Source organism: Robertmurraya korlensis, from assembly GCF_023715225.1.
Taxonomy (GTDB): domain Bacteria; phylum Bacillota; class Bacilli; order Bacillales; family Cytobacillaceae; genus Robertmurraya_A.
Genome location: NZ_JAMBNS010000001.1, coordinates 716,063 through 730,239 on the forward strand (window position 1 = coordinate 716,063; position 14,177 = coordinate 730,239).

Here is a 14,177-nt window from a genome sequence, read left to right on the forward strand (position 1 = left end):
AAGGGGAGAAGTCGAATGGGAGTGTTAATGAGAGTGAAGTATCTTTTAGTGGGGTTGTTGTTAGTGTTAGCTGCTTGTGGTAACACAGAGTCAAGTAGCTCTACGTCTGAGAATAGTGAGTCTTCTGAAGAGGGAGTAAAAGATGTTAAGGTGGTCCTCAACTGGTTTGCGAAAGCTCAGCACGGAGGAGTATATGCGGCTCGTGAGAATGGTTTGTTTGAAGAGACTGGTCTAAATGTGACCATTGAGCCGGGAGGACCTCAGGTTTCTTCTATTAATATGGTCGCTTCAGGAAAAGCTGAGTTTGGCTTAGCTCATGCAGATCAAATAGTAAATGCAAGAAATGAAGGAATTGAACTAATTGCTGTAGCATCTGCTATGCAAGGTAGCCCGCAAGCATTTATGTTTCATGAAGGAAAGGGAATTGAAGATTTTGATGAATTAAATGGAAGAAAGGTATTTGTACAGCCTGGGATTGTGTACTGGGAGTATTTAAAAACGCAATACGACTTGAGTAAAGTGGAAGAATTAGCACATACAGGTCAACATGGAAATTTTATAGCTGACGAGAATTCTGTAACTCAAGCATTTGTGACGTCTGAACCATATTTTATGAAATTAGATGGTATAGAAGTAGAAACGAAGCTAATTTCTGATGCTGGTTATGACCCTTACAATATAGTGTTATATGTAACGAAGGATTATTTAAAAGAAAATAAAGAAACGGTTAAAGCATTTACAACTGCGTTTGTTGAGGGTTGGAACCTTTATAAAGATTCATATGAAGATATTAACAAAGTCATTCAGGAAGATAATCCAGATATTGAGTTGGAATCATTGAAGTTTGAAGCAGAGGCTCAAGCTGAGTTTGTTTATGGTGGGGATGCAGCGGAACATGGAGTTGGTTATATGACAGAAGAGCGTTGGGCAACTTTGATTGACCAGTTAAACGAATTAAAAATTTTGGAAGAGACATTTGATGCAAAGGAAATTTTTACAACTGAGTTTTTAACTGAGTAAAAAATAAGGGAGTGAATATATTTGACGCTTGTTGTGGAAGGTAGATTACAAGATAAAGTGTTGGAAAATGAATGGCACCCGGTCTATATTTCTGGAGATTTAACTGATAAGCCAGTTGGTGTTATGGTCATGGGAGAAAGAGTATCAATCTATCGGTCACAAAAAGGTGTGCACGCCTTTAGGGATCTGTGTATTCATAGAGGGGCGATGCTTTCTGAGGGGTATGTGGTAGATGGTTGCCTTATATGTCCCTATCATGGTTGGAAATATGATGATGCAGGTAAGTGTGTAAGTATTCCTGCGCAAAGTAAGGATATGAAGATACCGGAGAGAGCAAAAGCGGAAGTGTATCATTGTCAAGAGAAATATGGGATTATATGGGTTTGTTTAGGTGAACCTACGATGGAATTACCTTACTTAGAAGAATTTGAAGACCCGTCACGTAAGCCGTTAGTTTGTGGTCCTTATGATGTTAAAGCAGCTGGGACGCGAGTGGTTGAAAACTTTACAGATTTTGCTCATTTGATGTATGTTCATGGTGGTTTATTAGGACATCCTGATTATGCGGAGTTACCTGATTTTACGATCACAAAAGAAAAAGATCGAATTTTCACTTCTGAAGTACCTATATTTCAGCCTGTAGCGCATTCAGGATCTGAGGCTCGAGAAGGAACAACTTATGTGTATGTAAAAGAAGTGTTTCGACCAATGTCTGCTCGGTTATCCAAACGAGATGCGGACACGGGACAAACTCTTTGGATTTTACTTACGGTACTACCGTTAAGTGAAAAAGAATGTAAGGTATATATGGTCGTATCCAGAAACTACGGTTTTGAAGTGTCAGATGAAGACTTTATTAATTTTCAGGACACTGTATTTCAACAGGATGCTTGGATCATCGAAACACAAAAACCAGAATTACTGCCGTTAGATTTACAAGCGGAACTGAACCACAAAGTTGACATCCTATCTGTGGCCTATCGGAGATGGTTGAAGGAACTCGGAGTTACGGTAGGTACGGTATAAAGTAAAAATGAGATACAAGTCCCTGAGTAGTGGAACTACTCGGGGATATTTGTTTGTGAAAGAAATAAGAAATCACCTACTATTATAGTAGATGATTAGTGGTGTTTAACTTCCTCTATAAACTTGGTAACCCCAAGGAGAGACTAGCAGTGGAACATGATAATGTACGGTTGTATCTACGATATTGAAGCGAACAGGTATCTTATCTAGGAAGGGTGGATCAGGTAAATCGATGTTTTTGCTACGAAAATAAGTACCGATGTGAAAAACTAACTCATAACAACCGGCTTTTATTTCTTTCTCAGATACGAGGGGAGAATCGAGTCTCCCGTCATCATTTGTTACATCGGTTTTTAGAAGGATCCATTCTGTTGAGTTTCCATCTTGGGAATACAATTCAATGGGTACATTACTGGCTGGCAGGCCGTGAGTTAAATCTAAAATATGTGTAGTTAAACCTGTCATTGTTTCTCCTTTTCTGTTTCTGTGTGTTTTGTTGTTGCAACTAATTCTTTTCCTTTGTTCCAGTTTCCTGTAAATTCTACTACTTTATAGTTAAAGAAATTTGTAAGTATTTCTTCCTGATCGTCTAAAAATAGTTGGTCGGCTACGGCTGAAACGAGTTTGGGGATCCCGTATTTCATACCAGAAAGTGCAGAGGCGGAAATTCCGCAACTAACTAATGCAGAGTAATTAAAGGCAAATAGTCCATGTAATAATTTTTTTCCATCCTCATCACGGCTTAAGAATGCGAAACCAGGACTTAAATAAGGATGTGCGTCGAGTATCGGGTTCGCTTCCTCCTCTGTAGGTTGATAGCGATCTTCCCATCTGGCAATATGCTTCTCAACAAGTTTTAATTCTGGACGAAAAGCTGGATCGGTTAGTAGACCTGTGCTGATAATTAAAAAATCAAAATGGAATATTCCTTCTGGTGTTGTGATTTTCGCTCTGTTGTTGCTTGGTTCGACATGAAGCCATGGAGAGCCGAGATGCAGATGAAAGCCTGGCCAGGATGATGCGCGAGCAAATGTATCATTCGTAGGTGGTTGGTTATGTTTAAAAAAGTGAGAGATGATTTTATATTTATTTGAGTCTGTTAAAGAGTGGAAGTGTTCAATTATGCCTGATGTTTCCATTTGTCGAATGGGATTGATTCTTGGAAGTTCCTTTCTCCGAACGAATACATGTGCTTCGGCTACACCTTCTGTAAGAGCAAAATTAGCATTATCAAAGGCTGAGGCGCCGCCACCTAAAATGGCAATTTTCTTCCCTTTTAATCCTTCGAAATCAATTGATTCTGATGTGTGCGCATAAAGATGCTTTGGTAAATTTTCTGAAATCATAGGTGGAACATGCCACTCTCCGCCGCCTTGTATCCCTGTGGCGAGTATGACTTTTCGAGTCAATATTTTTTTCGTTGATGCACCTTTTCCTTCTATATGAAGCTGGTGTATTCCTTCATGTGAAGGTTCGATTAAAGTTAGTTTGATTTCGTTAATAACAGGGAGTTGAAGTACTTGGCGGTACCATCGTAAATAATTCATCCAATCTCCTCTAGGGATTTTGTCGATGTTGTCCCAGCTTTTTGGTTCGAATTGTGCTTCCCACCAAGAGCGGAATGTGAGGGAGGGGATACCCAGGTCAACAGAGGTTAATTGCTTAGGTGTTCTCAATGTTATCATACGAGCATACGTTTCCCATGGGCCTTCGTAGCCTTCGGGATTTTCATCTAAAACAAGAATATTAGCTATCCGTTCTTTTAATAATGCAAAGGCGGCCCCTAAACCGCTTTGGCCACCCCCTACAATGACGACATCATAAACATGTCCATCGGGATGACTGAGAGGGTGGACCCAGTTAGTGCCGCCGAAATTGAGATAAGAGAGATCTCTTTTTACTTGAAGATTTAAAGCTTCCAAACTCATAAAATATCATCCTCTCATTTAATGATCTCTTCTAAGCGAAGAAGGGCAATTTTGAATATTTCAGTCAAAGCTGTTTCGAACTCCATCTCTTTATTAGAAGAAATTCGTATGTTCATAGCTTTGTATATTTCATGTTTGTTCTTTCCACGAACGGCTAAAATAAATGGAAAACCAAACTTCTCCATATACTCTTGATTGGTTTTAATGAATTGCTCGTACTCTTCGTTGGTGAGATTCTGTAACCCAGCACCTTTTTGTTCTTCGGTGGAATGATTTGTCATGGATATCCGTTCCCCTAAATTAGGGTGGGCTTTGATTAGTGCTAATTGCTGCTCCGTGGAAGCGCGTTTGACTATCTCTACCATACATTGGTGTAAATGATGTAAGGAAGAAAAAGGTTTTTCGCTGAAAGCTACCTGAGCAATCCATGGGGAATGTTCGAAAATTCCATGTGTTATGTTCATAAATTCATCCAGATTTGTATCGTTTATGTGGCTAATTGTGTGCATGAGGTTCTCTCCCTTTCTTTCTTGTGTAATATAAAATAACACTAAATGGTACGAATAGTTACATCTTAATCGATATTTTGTTCACTGTCATTGTTTAAAATAACTAAAAATTCAGTTTTAACCTATTCATTTTATATAAGAACAAAAAACTCAAGCCTAATCTTGAGTTTTATATAGAGTATTTAGTTTTGTAGTAAGGCTCTAATCCGTAAAGCTAGCCTTAATTGTAAGGTTGTTTCCGAATCCTTTAAACTTTTTCCTAGTATTTCTTCGCATTTTTCAATTCGGTAAACGACGGTATTTCTATGTATAAATAATCTTTTCGCGGTTTCAGAAATTTGGCAGTGTGTCTCAAGGTATACAGACAATGTATCTAGTAAAGTTTGTTCTTCTTCTATTTTAATATCTGTAAATTTACTAAATGCGAAAGAATAAAAATTTCTTAAGTCTTCTTGAGGTACCATACGTAGCAATTCGGTGATGTCTTTCGCCTGAAACGTTTGGATATAGCCAACCTGTTTTGAAAATTTTCCTTGTGATAATGCATCTAAAGCATCTTTGTAGGCGTTTTTAACATCCATAAATGTGTGGCACAAATTGCTGATTCCGAATGAAATGGTGTTTTCATAGTATTTGAATATTCTTTCCTGAAGCTGAACCAAAATAGACTCGCAGTACATACTAGGATGCAATACCTTTTCTTCAGATTCAAATAGAAGAATGCAAGACTCACCCTTTGTGAAAAAATGAACTTTTGGTGTCATTGTAGAGACTTCGCCTTCTATAAAATCATAAATGACATCTGCTTTTTCGTGACGCTCGGCATAGGAAGGTTGAAATTTATCTCCGTCGATTTTACCTACTACGCTTATATACTTTTGATCATTTTTTAATGAAAATTCAGCTGCTCTCCCGATGATTTCTTCTTGAGATGAAAAAGTACCGTCAATAAAGTGAAGAAAAAAATCGTTACGAATGCTTCGATCTTGTTGTCTTAGAGCACTTTCTTTCATAAGAGAAAAAGAAATCACATTTGTTGCTTGTTCAATAGTTAATGAAGTTAACTGATCTGTTTTTTTAACCTCTCCATAAATCATCAGAAACCCTTTTTTTCTTTCGCTAATATGTATAGGGAATAAAGTATACGTCTCTCTTGAGTCAGAAATAGAAAAAGAAATCGGTGATATTGGAGATTTAGGAAGTGTAATCTCATCTGGAAATATAGGGAATGTACCTTTTGATCCATGCTGGAAAATGGGCTTTAAATACTGATCAATTAAACGGACAGGTCGCTGGATCATTTGTGATAAATCTTGTAGTAACAGTCCAATTCCTTTGCCTTCCATAATGATTTTTGTGAACTGCTTATGTGTTTCGAGTGCAAATGTTAATTCTGATGCGCGTTGATCGAGAATGGCGCGAAGAGAATGATTTACGATTTCGCCTAAAGATAAATGTAAAGGAAGTTCAATCACAGGTAATGAAAGTTCGTTTGCTAGTTCAATTACTTCATCTGGAATTTTATCTAAAAATCGTTTGGTTTTTATTCCTAACCCGGCACAACCTTGTGTAGCCATGGCCTCGACTAATTTGGTTAGCATCTGAGGATGATCCTTAAAATGGTATGCTGTCGTCACAAGGAATTCATTTTTGTTTAAGAAGTGGATGATATCGGGAGCGTCCATCATATTAACAGACTTTACTTCACGTTCAATCCCAGATTGTCCGGCAATCATATTCATTCCTTCTAAATCTGGTACAGTTAAGAGTTGAATTACCTTCAATAGAAACATTCCTTTCGTTTATTATGCAGAAAATTTAGTATTTTTTGTTTAATATTATCATGATTTGGTCAATTTGCATAAAAATCTATCAAATATTTTACATTTGCGCTAATGAAGTACACGGGGAAAATAGGTAAACTAAAAATATAACGTGATGATGTTAAGAAAAATAACATGGTTTTAATTATAGGGAGTGAAGGGGATGGCCATTCAAGTTAATAAACAATTAATCAAAGAAGGACAAGTGGGAGCAGTGATTGAATGGCTTGCTTCTATAGGAGAAACAGAAAGTGGGGGTGTAACAAGACTTCTGTATTCACCTGCTTGGCTAGAGGCACAAGTTGCATTAAAAAATCTGATGGATCAATCGAAGTTATACACGTATTTTGATAGCGTGGGAAATTTATTTGGTAGATTACCAGGTACAGATGGAGATAAAAAAACGATTTTGACTGGTTCTCATATTGATACGGTAGTGGACGGTGGGAAGTACGATGGTTCATACGGTATTATTGCAAGCTTGTTAGCTACCGTAAGGCTGTTTCACAAATATGGATACCCGAAAAAAACGATAGAAGTGGTTTCACTATGTGAAGAAGAGGGAAGTCGCTTTCCATTAACCTTTTGGGGATCAAGGAATATAAGTGGTGCTTACAACCTTTCTAGAGTGGAGAATGTCATGGATGGAGAGGGTATTTCGTTTTTAGAAGCGATGAAGCAAGCGGGCTTTGATCCAAAGGCATATGTTTCACCGGTGCGTACAGATATAGAGAGATTTGTGGAAATTCATATAGAGCAAGGAATGATTCTTGAACGAAATCAAAACCAGATTGGTGTTGTTACTCATATCGTAGGTCAGCGTCGGTATACCATTCGTATTGAGGGTGAAAGTAATCATGCCGGAACAACTCCTATGCAGTTTCGGAAAGATGCCGTTAGCACTGCTTCGCATCTAATTTCCTTTTTAACAGAAAAAGCAAAGCTTACAGATCCTATGTTAGTTGCTACTGTTGGAAGATTATGCGTAAAGCCGAATGTACCTAACGTTGTAGCTGGCGAGGTAGAATTTACTTTAGATATACGGCATCATCAGGAAGAAATTATTGATCAATATTGTGAAAATATTTTTACAGAGTTTAAGCGGTTCTCTGATGTATTAAATACAGAAGTTGACATCGTGCAATGGATGGACGTGAAGCCTGTGAAAATGGATGAAGAAATGTGTGAGTGGGCAAGTGAGATTGCAGAAAGCAAACAATACCGTTATCAAAAAATAATCAGCGGGGCTGGGCATGACGCTCAAGTTTTTGGTGGAATTTGCCCGACTTCCCTGTTGTTTGTCCCTAGTCGAGGTGGAATTAGTCACTCACCACAGGAATTTACGAATTTGGAAGAATTGGAGACTGGTATAGAGTTATTAACGGATGTTTTATATAAATTAGCTTATTAAAGGAGGGAAACATGGTGGCTTTTTCAGAGTTGCATACGCCAATGCGTACCATTATGACGCCTGGACCGGTTGAAGTCGATCCTCGTGTGTTACGTGCAATGAGTACACCCATTTTAGGTCAGTTTGATCCTGCTTTTACAGCAATTATGAATGAAATCATGGTAATGCTTCGTCAAGTTTTTCAAACAAAGAACGCATGGGCTTTTCCAATTGATGGTACCTCAAGATCGGGAAATGAGGCCATTCTTTGTAGCATTATTGAACCTGGAGATCGAGTGTTAGTTCCGATATATGGGAGATTTGGACATTTGTTAGTTGAAATTTGTGAGCGGTACGGAGCAGATGTCTACTCAATAGAGTGCCCATTGGGTGAAGTATTTGATCCTAAAGTGGTCATTGAAGAAATTGAAAAGGTGTCACCTAAAATTGTAGCTATTGTTCATGGAGAAACATCAACTGGTAGACTGCAACCGCTTGAAGAGATTGGAAAGGCATGCCGAGAAAGAGAAGTGCTCCTCGTGGTGGATGCTGTTGCATCTATCGGAGGAGTTGAGGTAAAAACCGATGAATGGTGTATAGATGGAATTATTGGTGGTACTCAAAAATGCTTATCTGTTCCATCTGGGATGGCTCCTATCACGTATAACGACAGGATTGAAAGTATATTATACGCTCGGAAAAAGGTGGAGCGAGGAATTGCTACTGAGCAGGATTTGAATTTTAAGAGAAGCAGGATTTCTATTGCAAGTAATTATTTTGACTTAAGTATGCTTCAAGATTATTGGGGTCCGAGAAGACTCAATCATCATACAGAGGCAACCTCAATGATCTATGCTTTGCATGAGGGTTTAAGGCTTGTTTTGTTAGAAGGTTTAGAGGAACGCTTTACTCGCCATAAGTACCATGAAAGGGCATTAATAGCGGGGATAAAAGCGATGGGGTTGAAGCTTTTCGGTGATACAGCGAATAAACTGCCTTGTGTTACTTGTATAGAAATTCCAAATGGGATAGACGGCGAATCGGTTAGGAAAATGTTACTTGAAGCCTTTAGTATTGAAATTGCTTCCTCTTTTGGTTCTTTGCATGGGAAAATTTGGAGGATTGGAACGATGGGATACAGCTGTCGAAAAGAAAATGTTCTAGCTGTACTTGGCGCAATGGAGGCTGTTTTAATTCGCCATGGAGTAAATGTTCATCGAGGAGAGGCGATTCAGGCGTGCTTGGATGTTTATATGAGTGAGAATCAAAGTTTGCTAAAGTTATAGTAGAGGTGAGGACGGTATGGCTAAATATGATCTTTTAATACGTAATGGTTTGGTCGTATTTTCAGATGAAGTAACTCAAACAGATATAGCAGTAAAAGATGGTATCATTGTAAAACTGGAGGCCGGAATGGTCGCAACTGCACTAGATGAACGCGATGCAACCGGTATGTATATTTTTCCCGGTGTGATTGATGTACATGTTCATTTTAGTGAACCTGGAAGGGAACAGTGGGAAGGGTTTGAGACAGGCTCAAAAATGATGGCTGCCGGAGGATGTACGACCTTTTTTGACATGCCTTTAAATGGAATACCGTCAACTATTAATGATAGGGCCTTACTTGAAAAGGCGGAAATTGGAAAAAGGAAGTCTGTTGTTGATTTTGCCTTGTGGGGTGGGTTAGTCCCTAATCATGAAAAAGATATAAAAGGACTAGCGGAAAATGGAGCTATAGGCTTTAAAGCCTTTCTATCAGAAACGGGAAATGATGAATTCGATCGGGCCGATGATGATACATTATTAAATGGGATGAAGGAAATTGTTTCACTTGGTAAGATTTTGGCGTTACATGCTGAAAGTGCTCCGATTACTAACTGGCTGAAGAAGGAAAAACAGCAAAAAGGTTTAGTAAGCCCAGACGATTACCTGGAATCACGTCCAATCATCGCAGAAGCAGAGGCAGTTGATCGGGCCTTAGCCTATGCAAAGCTGACTGGATGTGCCTTACATTTTGTTCATATTAGTAGTGAAGCTGCGATCATAAAGATTGAAGCAGCTAAACTAGATGGGATGGATATAACGGTAGAGACATGTCCACACTATTTATTATTTTCACATCAGGATCTTGTGGAGAAGGGGCCAGTTGCTAAATGTGCTCCACCATTAAGGGAGAAGAAAGAACAAGAAAGACTCCTTCAATTGTTAATAGATGGAAAGTTTGATATGATCTCTTCTGACCATTCCCCATGTCCCTATTCTATGAAAGACCCATCTGTGTATAATTTGTTTGAAGCATGGGGTGGCATTAGCGGTGGGCAATTTACATTATTATCAATGATTGAGTTAGCACTCAATCATAATATTCCTTTTACACGGGTGGCAGAATGGACATCAGAAGCACCTGCCAAACGATTTCACCTTCAGTCAAAAGGCAGAATCCAAGTAGGAATGGATGCCGACTTTGCAATGGTATCAATGAAAGAATTTAAAGTAACAGAGGATAATTTCTTCGCCAAGCATAAACAAAGTCTTTACTTAGGTCATATCTTTCCGTGTCAAGTAACAGCAACATTCAATAGAGGGAAGTTAATTTATGATAATGGGGTTTTTATTGAGATTGGTAGCTTTGGAAAGTGGCTGCATGAAAGTGATATTAGTTAGTAAAATTATTTTACAAAAAAGCAAAGGAGAAAATCCTTTGCTTTTTTTGTTCACCAAATCTTAAGCCTTACGATCAAATATTGTGGTAAAATAGTATACTGTTCTAGTTTTAGAAAAGTGAAATCACATATGTATGAGGTTGATTTCTTTTTAATAAAGTAGGTGAATTTGTGAGTAAAGTGATTATTGCTGAAAAGCCATCTGTTGCTAAAAATATTGCAGATGCATTGAAAATTAAAGGCAGACAAGATGGATATTACGAAGGTAATGGATATATTATTACATGGGCGTTTGGACACCTTATGCAGCTTTACGATGCAAAGGATTATGATGAAAAAATGGCTAGATGGAATATGGAAAACTTCCCTTTTATTCCTCCTAATTTTCGGTACAAAGTAAAAAGTGATCCAAGAAATAAAGAGAAGGAAGATTTGGGTGCAAGAAAGCAACTAAAAATTATCTACAATCTAATCAAACGAAATGATGTAGAAATGGTTATATCTGCTTGCGACTATGACCGAGAAGGTCAAATTATCGGGGATACGATTATTTATAATCTAAAAACACAAAAGCAAGTGTACAGATTGTTACTAAATGAATGGACACCTGATGAAGTGTTAAAAGGGCTTCAACAAATGAAACCTAATACAGAGATGAAGCCTCTTCAAGATGCTGGGATCGGTCGTCAATGGGCTGATTGGGTAATCGGGATTAATTTGACTTCGGTTGCGACATTAAAGTTCCAAAAGGGGAAGGGAAAGGCACTTAATATTGGAAGAGTTCTTTTGCCAACCTTAAAAATTATTTATGATCGTGATCGAGCAATAGAAAATTTTAAACCGGAAGAATACTTCAAATTGGCTGCTACCTTTAAAACGCAAGCTGGGGAAGAGTATGAAGGTACTTATGTTGAAAACGAAGAAGATAAGTTTTCGAATAAAGAGGACTTAGATAAAGTTCAGCAAGCTTTGGAGGATCCGTCAGCAACCATTGCAGATAAACAAGTGGAGCGGAAGAGAGAGTATCCACCCTATTTATTCAATCTCTCTAATTTACAGGGGTTTATTACAAGTAAATTTAAAGGCTGGACATCAGATAAAGTCTTAAAAGTTGCCCAGTCATTGTATGAGAAAAAATATATTACGTACCCTAGAACCGCGAGTGTCGTGTTAGAGGAAAGCATTGTTGGAAAAACAGCAAAGGTTTTAGAAAATATAACAAAAGGTCTTCCATATGAGAATGAAGTCAAGTTTTCGAAGCTAAAGAGAGTGTTTGATAATTCAAAGGTTGAAAGCCATAGCGCGATTATTCCAACCTATTTACTCCCTAAATCGCTAACAAAAGATGAAGAAATTGTGTACCAGTCTATAAAAAATCGTTTAATCATGCAATTTATGCCGGTTGCTGAACATGAAGAAACCAAGATCATGACAAAAATGAATAACCCTGAAATCAAAGGTCTGTTTGTATCAAAAGGACGGGTCCAGCTGGTTGAAGGGTGGAGAAAGGTGGAAAAAATTGAATCGAAAGATAATCTTTTGCCACTTGTAAAAGTTTATGATCTGGTAGAGATGGTTGATCAAAAGCTTACTTCACATGCTACAAAACCACCAAAGCACCATACGGAAAAGACATTGCTTAAAGTAATGGAGACTTGTGGAAAAGGACAGGGCGATGAAGAAAGTGAAGAAATGATGGCTGCTATTTTAAGTGGTTATAGCATTGGTACTCCAGCTACAAGGGCTGAAACCATTAAGAAGCTTAAGGATATCGGATACATTGAGACGCAAAATAAGAGCCTGATTTGTTCCGAACTTGGTAAAAATCTAGTTGAGACTTTCCCAGTCAAAGAATTGTTTGACTTAGAATTTACAGGCCGTTTAGAAAAAACATTATCAGATATAGAAAAACAAAAGTTTACGAAAGAAAACTTCTTAAATTTAATATTTGATTTTACAACCAGTGCTGTTAACACCATTAAAAATGAAAAAGATATTATTATTAATGAAGTGACTTATGAAAAGAAATCAGTTGACGCATTAGGAAAATGCCCTGCTTGTAATCAGGGAAGTATTATAGAGGGACAAAAAGGTTTTGGTTGTAATAACTGGAAAAATGGCTGTAAATTTGTTATTTGGAAAAATGATAAATTCTTGGCTGCTCTAAAGAAAAAGCCGTCAAAAACGATGGTGAAAATGCTATTGAAGAATGGGACGGCAACGGTAAAAGGTTTAACGAGTAAAAAAGGAAATAAATTTGATGCAAATCTACGCTATGAAAAAAATCCTGACAATGAGTACTATAGTTGGAAGATGGAATTTTTGAAGTAAGAGTGGTTGATTGGAAGGGAATTCCCTTGTCTCCATTTTTTAACTATAGTAAACTTTTAATATTGATGATGCACGCGGGAGGGTCAATGGATGCCAACACCGAGTATGGAAGATTATATTGAACAGATATACAATTTAATTGAAGAAAAAGGCTATGCAAGAGTTTCGGACATTGCGGAAGGTTTATCTGTTCATCCCTCTTCAGTTACGAAAATGGTTCAAAAGCTAGATCGAGATGAGTACTTAGTGTACGAAAAATATAGAGGGCTTGTACTAACTCCAAAAGGTAAAAAAATAGGTAAAAGGCTCGTTTATCGTCATGAGCTACTGGAACAGCTTCTGCGAACAATTGGTGTAAAAGAAGAAAATATTTATGATGACGTGGAAGGAATTGAGCATCACTTAAGCTGGGATGCGATTGATCGGATAGGTGACCTTGTCCAATTTTTCGAAGAGGACGAAAGTCGAATGGAAGCATTAAGAGAAATTCAGAAGAAAAATGAAGAAGAAAACTAAGAAGGAGAGTGCAAAGGCACTCTCCTTCTTCTATTATTCCCATTCATATGGTGTCTGCTGATACACAAAGTAGTTAAGCCAATTTGAAAATAATAAATGGGCGTGGGAACGCCAACGATTTGCTGGATTTTTTTTTGGGTCATTGTTAGGAAAATAATTTTCCGGAACATGGATATCTAATCCCTTTTTTTGATCTCTAGAGTATTCTTCAGATAGGGTTGTCGATTCATATTCTAAATGTCCCGTAATCATGATTTGTTTGCCCTCATCAGCACTAATGATAAATGGGCCTGCTTCCTCTGAACTCGATAACAATCTGAGTGAAGGATGGTTCATGATTTCCTTAACTTCCACATCTGTGTATCTAGAGTGAGGAGCGAGATACTCATCATCAAATCCCCTTAATAATAAATCGACAGGATCATGCACGCGGTGAGTAAAAATGCCGTAACATTTTCTTGATAGTTCAAACTTTCCAATACCGAAATGGTGGTACAATGCCGCTTGTGCCCCCCAACAAATATGTAAGGTTGAAGTGACATTCGTTTTTGACCAGTCCATGATCATCTTTAACTCTTCCCAATAATCAACTTCTTCAAAGGATAATAGTTCTACTGGTGCTCCTGTGATAATCAGTCCATCATACTTGCGATGCTTAATCTCAGAGAATGATGTGTAAAATTGGTCAAGATGTAATTGGCTCGTATTTTTTGCTTGATGAGTAACAGTTTGTAAAAACGAAATATTAACTTGTAGAGGGGTATTCCCTAGAAGTCTAAGTAACTGAGCCTCTGTTTTTTGCTTTTCTGGCATTAAGTTCAGGATGAGAATATTTAACGGACGAATGTCCTGGTGGTTCGCTCTCTCGTCGTCCATAATAAAGATATTTTCAGATTCGAGTATTTCTCGAGCCGGTAAAAGCTTCGGAATTTTGATTGGCAATGAATTTCAACCCCTTTATTCAATATTCA

The 14,177-nt window shown here is 37.8% G+C and carries 12 protein-coding genes; 7 read left to right on the forward strand and 5 right to left on the reverse strand.

Going from position 1 to position 14,177, the window contains the following annotated elements:
• Window positions 1-15: 15 nt before the first annotated feature.
• Both M3175_RS03895 and M3175_RS03900 read left to right on the forward strand, forming a co-directional pair.
• Window positions 16-1,020, forward strand: coding sequence for an ABC transporter substrate-binding protein (locus tag M3175_RS03895; RefSeq protein WP_251514818.1), 1,005 nt, complete (start codon window positions 16-18; stop codon window positions 1,018-1,020).
• A 21-nt stretch (window positions 1,021-1,041) separates the two neighbouring features.
• Window positions 1,042-2,046: an aromatic ring-hydroxylating dioxygenase subunit alpha gene (locus tag M3175_RS03900; protein WP_251514821.1), complete on the forward strand. Its 1,005-nt coding sequence runs from the start codon at window positions 1,042-1,044 to the stop codon at window positions 2,044-2,046.
• Window positions 2,047-2,151: 105 nt separating this feature from the next.
• Here the strand turns inward: M3175_RS03900 and uraH are convergent, their stop codons facing one another.
• The 4 genes from uraH to M3175_RS03920 all read right to left on the reverse strand — a co-directional run bounded on the left by uraH (window position 2,152) and on the right by M3175_RS03920 (window position 6,267).
• Entirely contained in the window at window positions 2,152-2,511 is a 360-nt protein-coding gene (gene uraH / locus M3175_RS03905; RefSeq protein ID WP_251514854.1) for a hydroxyisourate hydrolase, read from the reverse strand.
• Window positions 2,508-3,974, reverse strand: coding sequence for an NAD(P)-binding domain-containing protein (locus tag M3175_RS03910; RefSeq protein WP_251514921.1), 1,467 nt, complete (start codon window positions 3,972-3,974; stop codon window positions 2,508-2,510). The genes uraH and M3175_RS03910 overlap by 4 nt, the downstream gene beginning before the upstream one ends.
• 14 nt (window positions 3,975-3,988) lie before the next feature.
• Complete coding sequence (uraD, locus tag M3175_RS03915) at window positions 3,989-4,483, reverse strand: 2-oxo-4-hydroxy-4-carboxy-5-ureidoimidazoline decarboxylase (RefSeq protein ID WP_251514924.1); 495 nt, start codon at window positions 4,481-4,483, stop codon at window positions 3,989-3,991.
• A gap of 182 nt (window positions 4,484-4,665) precedes the next feature.
• Entirely contained in the window at window positions 4,666-6,267 is a 1,602-nt protein-coding gene (locus M3175_RS03920) for a PucR family transcriptional regulator (RefSeq protein ID WP_251514927.1), read from the reverse strand.
• 202 nt (window positions 6,268-6,469) lie between these two features.
• Here M3175_RS03920 and allC point away from each other — a divergent pair, with 202 nt between their 5' ends.
• The 5 genes from allC to mntR all read left to right on the forward strand — a co-directional run bounded on the left by allC (window position 6,470) and on the right by mntR (window position 13,206).
• Window positions 6,470-7,717 carry an allantoate deiminase gene (gene allC, locus M3175_RS03925; protein ID WP_251514930.1) on the forward strand — a complete coding sequence of 416 codons (1,248 nt, stop codon included), beginning with the start codon at window positions 6,470-6,472 and terminating at the stop codon, window positions 7,715-7,717.
• An 11-nt stretch (window positions 7,718-7,728) separates the two neighbouring features.
• Window positions 7,729-8,982, forward strand: a complete 1,254-nt coding sequence (locus M3175_RS03930) for a pyridoxal-phosphate-dependent aminotransferase family protein (protein WP_251514932.1) — start codon at window positions 7,729-7,731, stop codon at window positions 8,980-8,982.
• 16 nt (window positions 8,983-8,998) lie between these two features.
• A complete protein-coding gene (locus tag M3175_RS03935; RefSeq protein WP_251514935.1) occupies window positions 8,999-10,360 on the forward strand; it encodes an allantoinase in 1,362 nt (453 codons plus the stop codon).
• A 170-nt stretch (window positions 10,361-10,530) separates the two neighbouring features.
• Window positions 10,531-12,690 carry a type IA DNA topoisomerase gene (locus M3175_RS03940; protein WP_251514938.1) on the forward strand — a complete coding sequence of 720 codons (2,160 nt, stop codon included), beginning with the start codon at window positions 10,531-10,533 and terminating at the stop codon, window positions 12,688-12,690.
• A 90-nt stretch (window positions 12,691-12,780) separates the two neighbouring features.
• On the forward strand, window positions 12,781-13,206 hold the full coding sequence (gene mntR, locus M3175_RS03945; RefSeq protein ID WP_251514941.1) for a transcriptional regulator MntR: 426 nt from the start codon (window positions 12,781-12,783) through the stop codon (window positions 13,204-13,206).
• 33 nt (window positions 13,207-13,239) lie between these two features.
• On the opposite strand, the gene metA is transcribed toward mntR, so the two are convergent.
• Complete coding sequence (gene metA / locus M3175_RS03950) at window positions 13,240-14,148, reverse strand: homoserine O-acetyltransferase MetA (RefSeq protein ID WP_251514945.1); 909 nt, start codon at window positions 14,146-14,148, stop codon at window positions 13,240-13,242.
• Window positions 14,149-14,177: the final 29 nt, after the last annotated feature.

Coding starts and splice junctions, on each gene's coding strand:
- mntR (WP_251514941.1), top strand. CDS start 12,781: ATGCCAACACCGAGTATGGAAGATTATATTGAACAGATATACAATTTA.
- uraH (WP_251514854.1), bottom strand. CDS start 2,511: ATGACAGGTTTAACTACACATATTTTAGATTTAACTCACGGCCTGCCA.
- M3175_RS03930 (WP_251514932.1), top strand. CDS start 7,729: ATGGTGGCTTTTTCAGAGTTGCATACGCCAATGCGTACCATTATGACG.
- allC (WP_251514930.1), top strand. CDS start 6,470: ATGGCCATTCAAGTTAATAAACAATTAATCAAAGAAGGACAAGTGGGA.
- M3175_RS03935 (WP_251514935.1), top strand. CDS start 8,999: ATGGCTAAATATGATCTTTTAATACGTAATGGTTTGGTCGTATTTTCA.
- M3175_RS03895 (WP_251514818.1), top strand. CDS start 16: ATGGGAGTGTTAATGAGAGTGAAGTATCTTTTAGTGGGGTTGTTGTTA.
- M3175_RS03910 (WP_251514921.1), bottom strand. CDS start 3,974: ATGAGTTTGGAAGCTTTAAATCTTCAAGTAAAAAGAGATCTCTCTTAT.
- uraD (WP_251514924.1), bottom strand. CDS start 4,483: ATGCACACAATTAGCCACATAAACGATACAAATCTGGATGAATTTATG.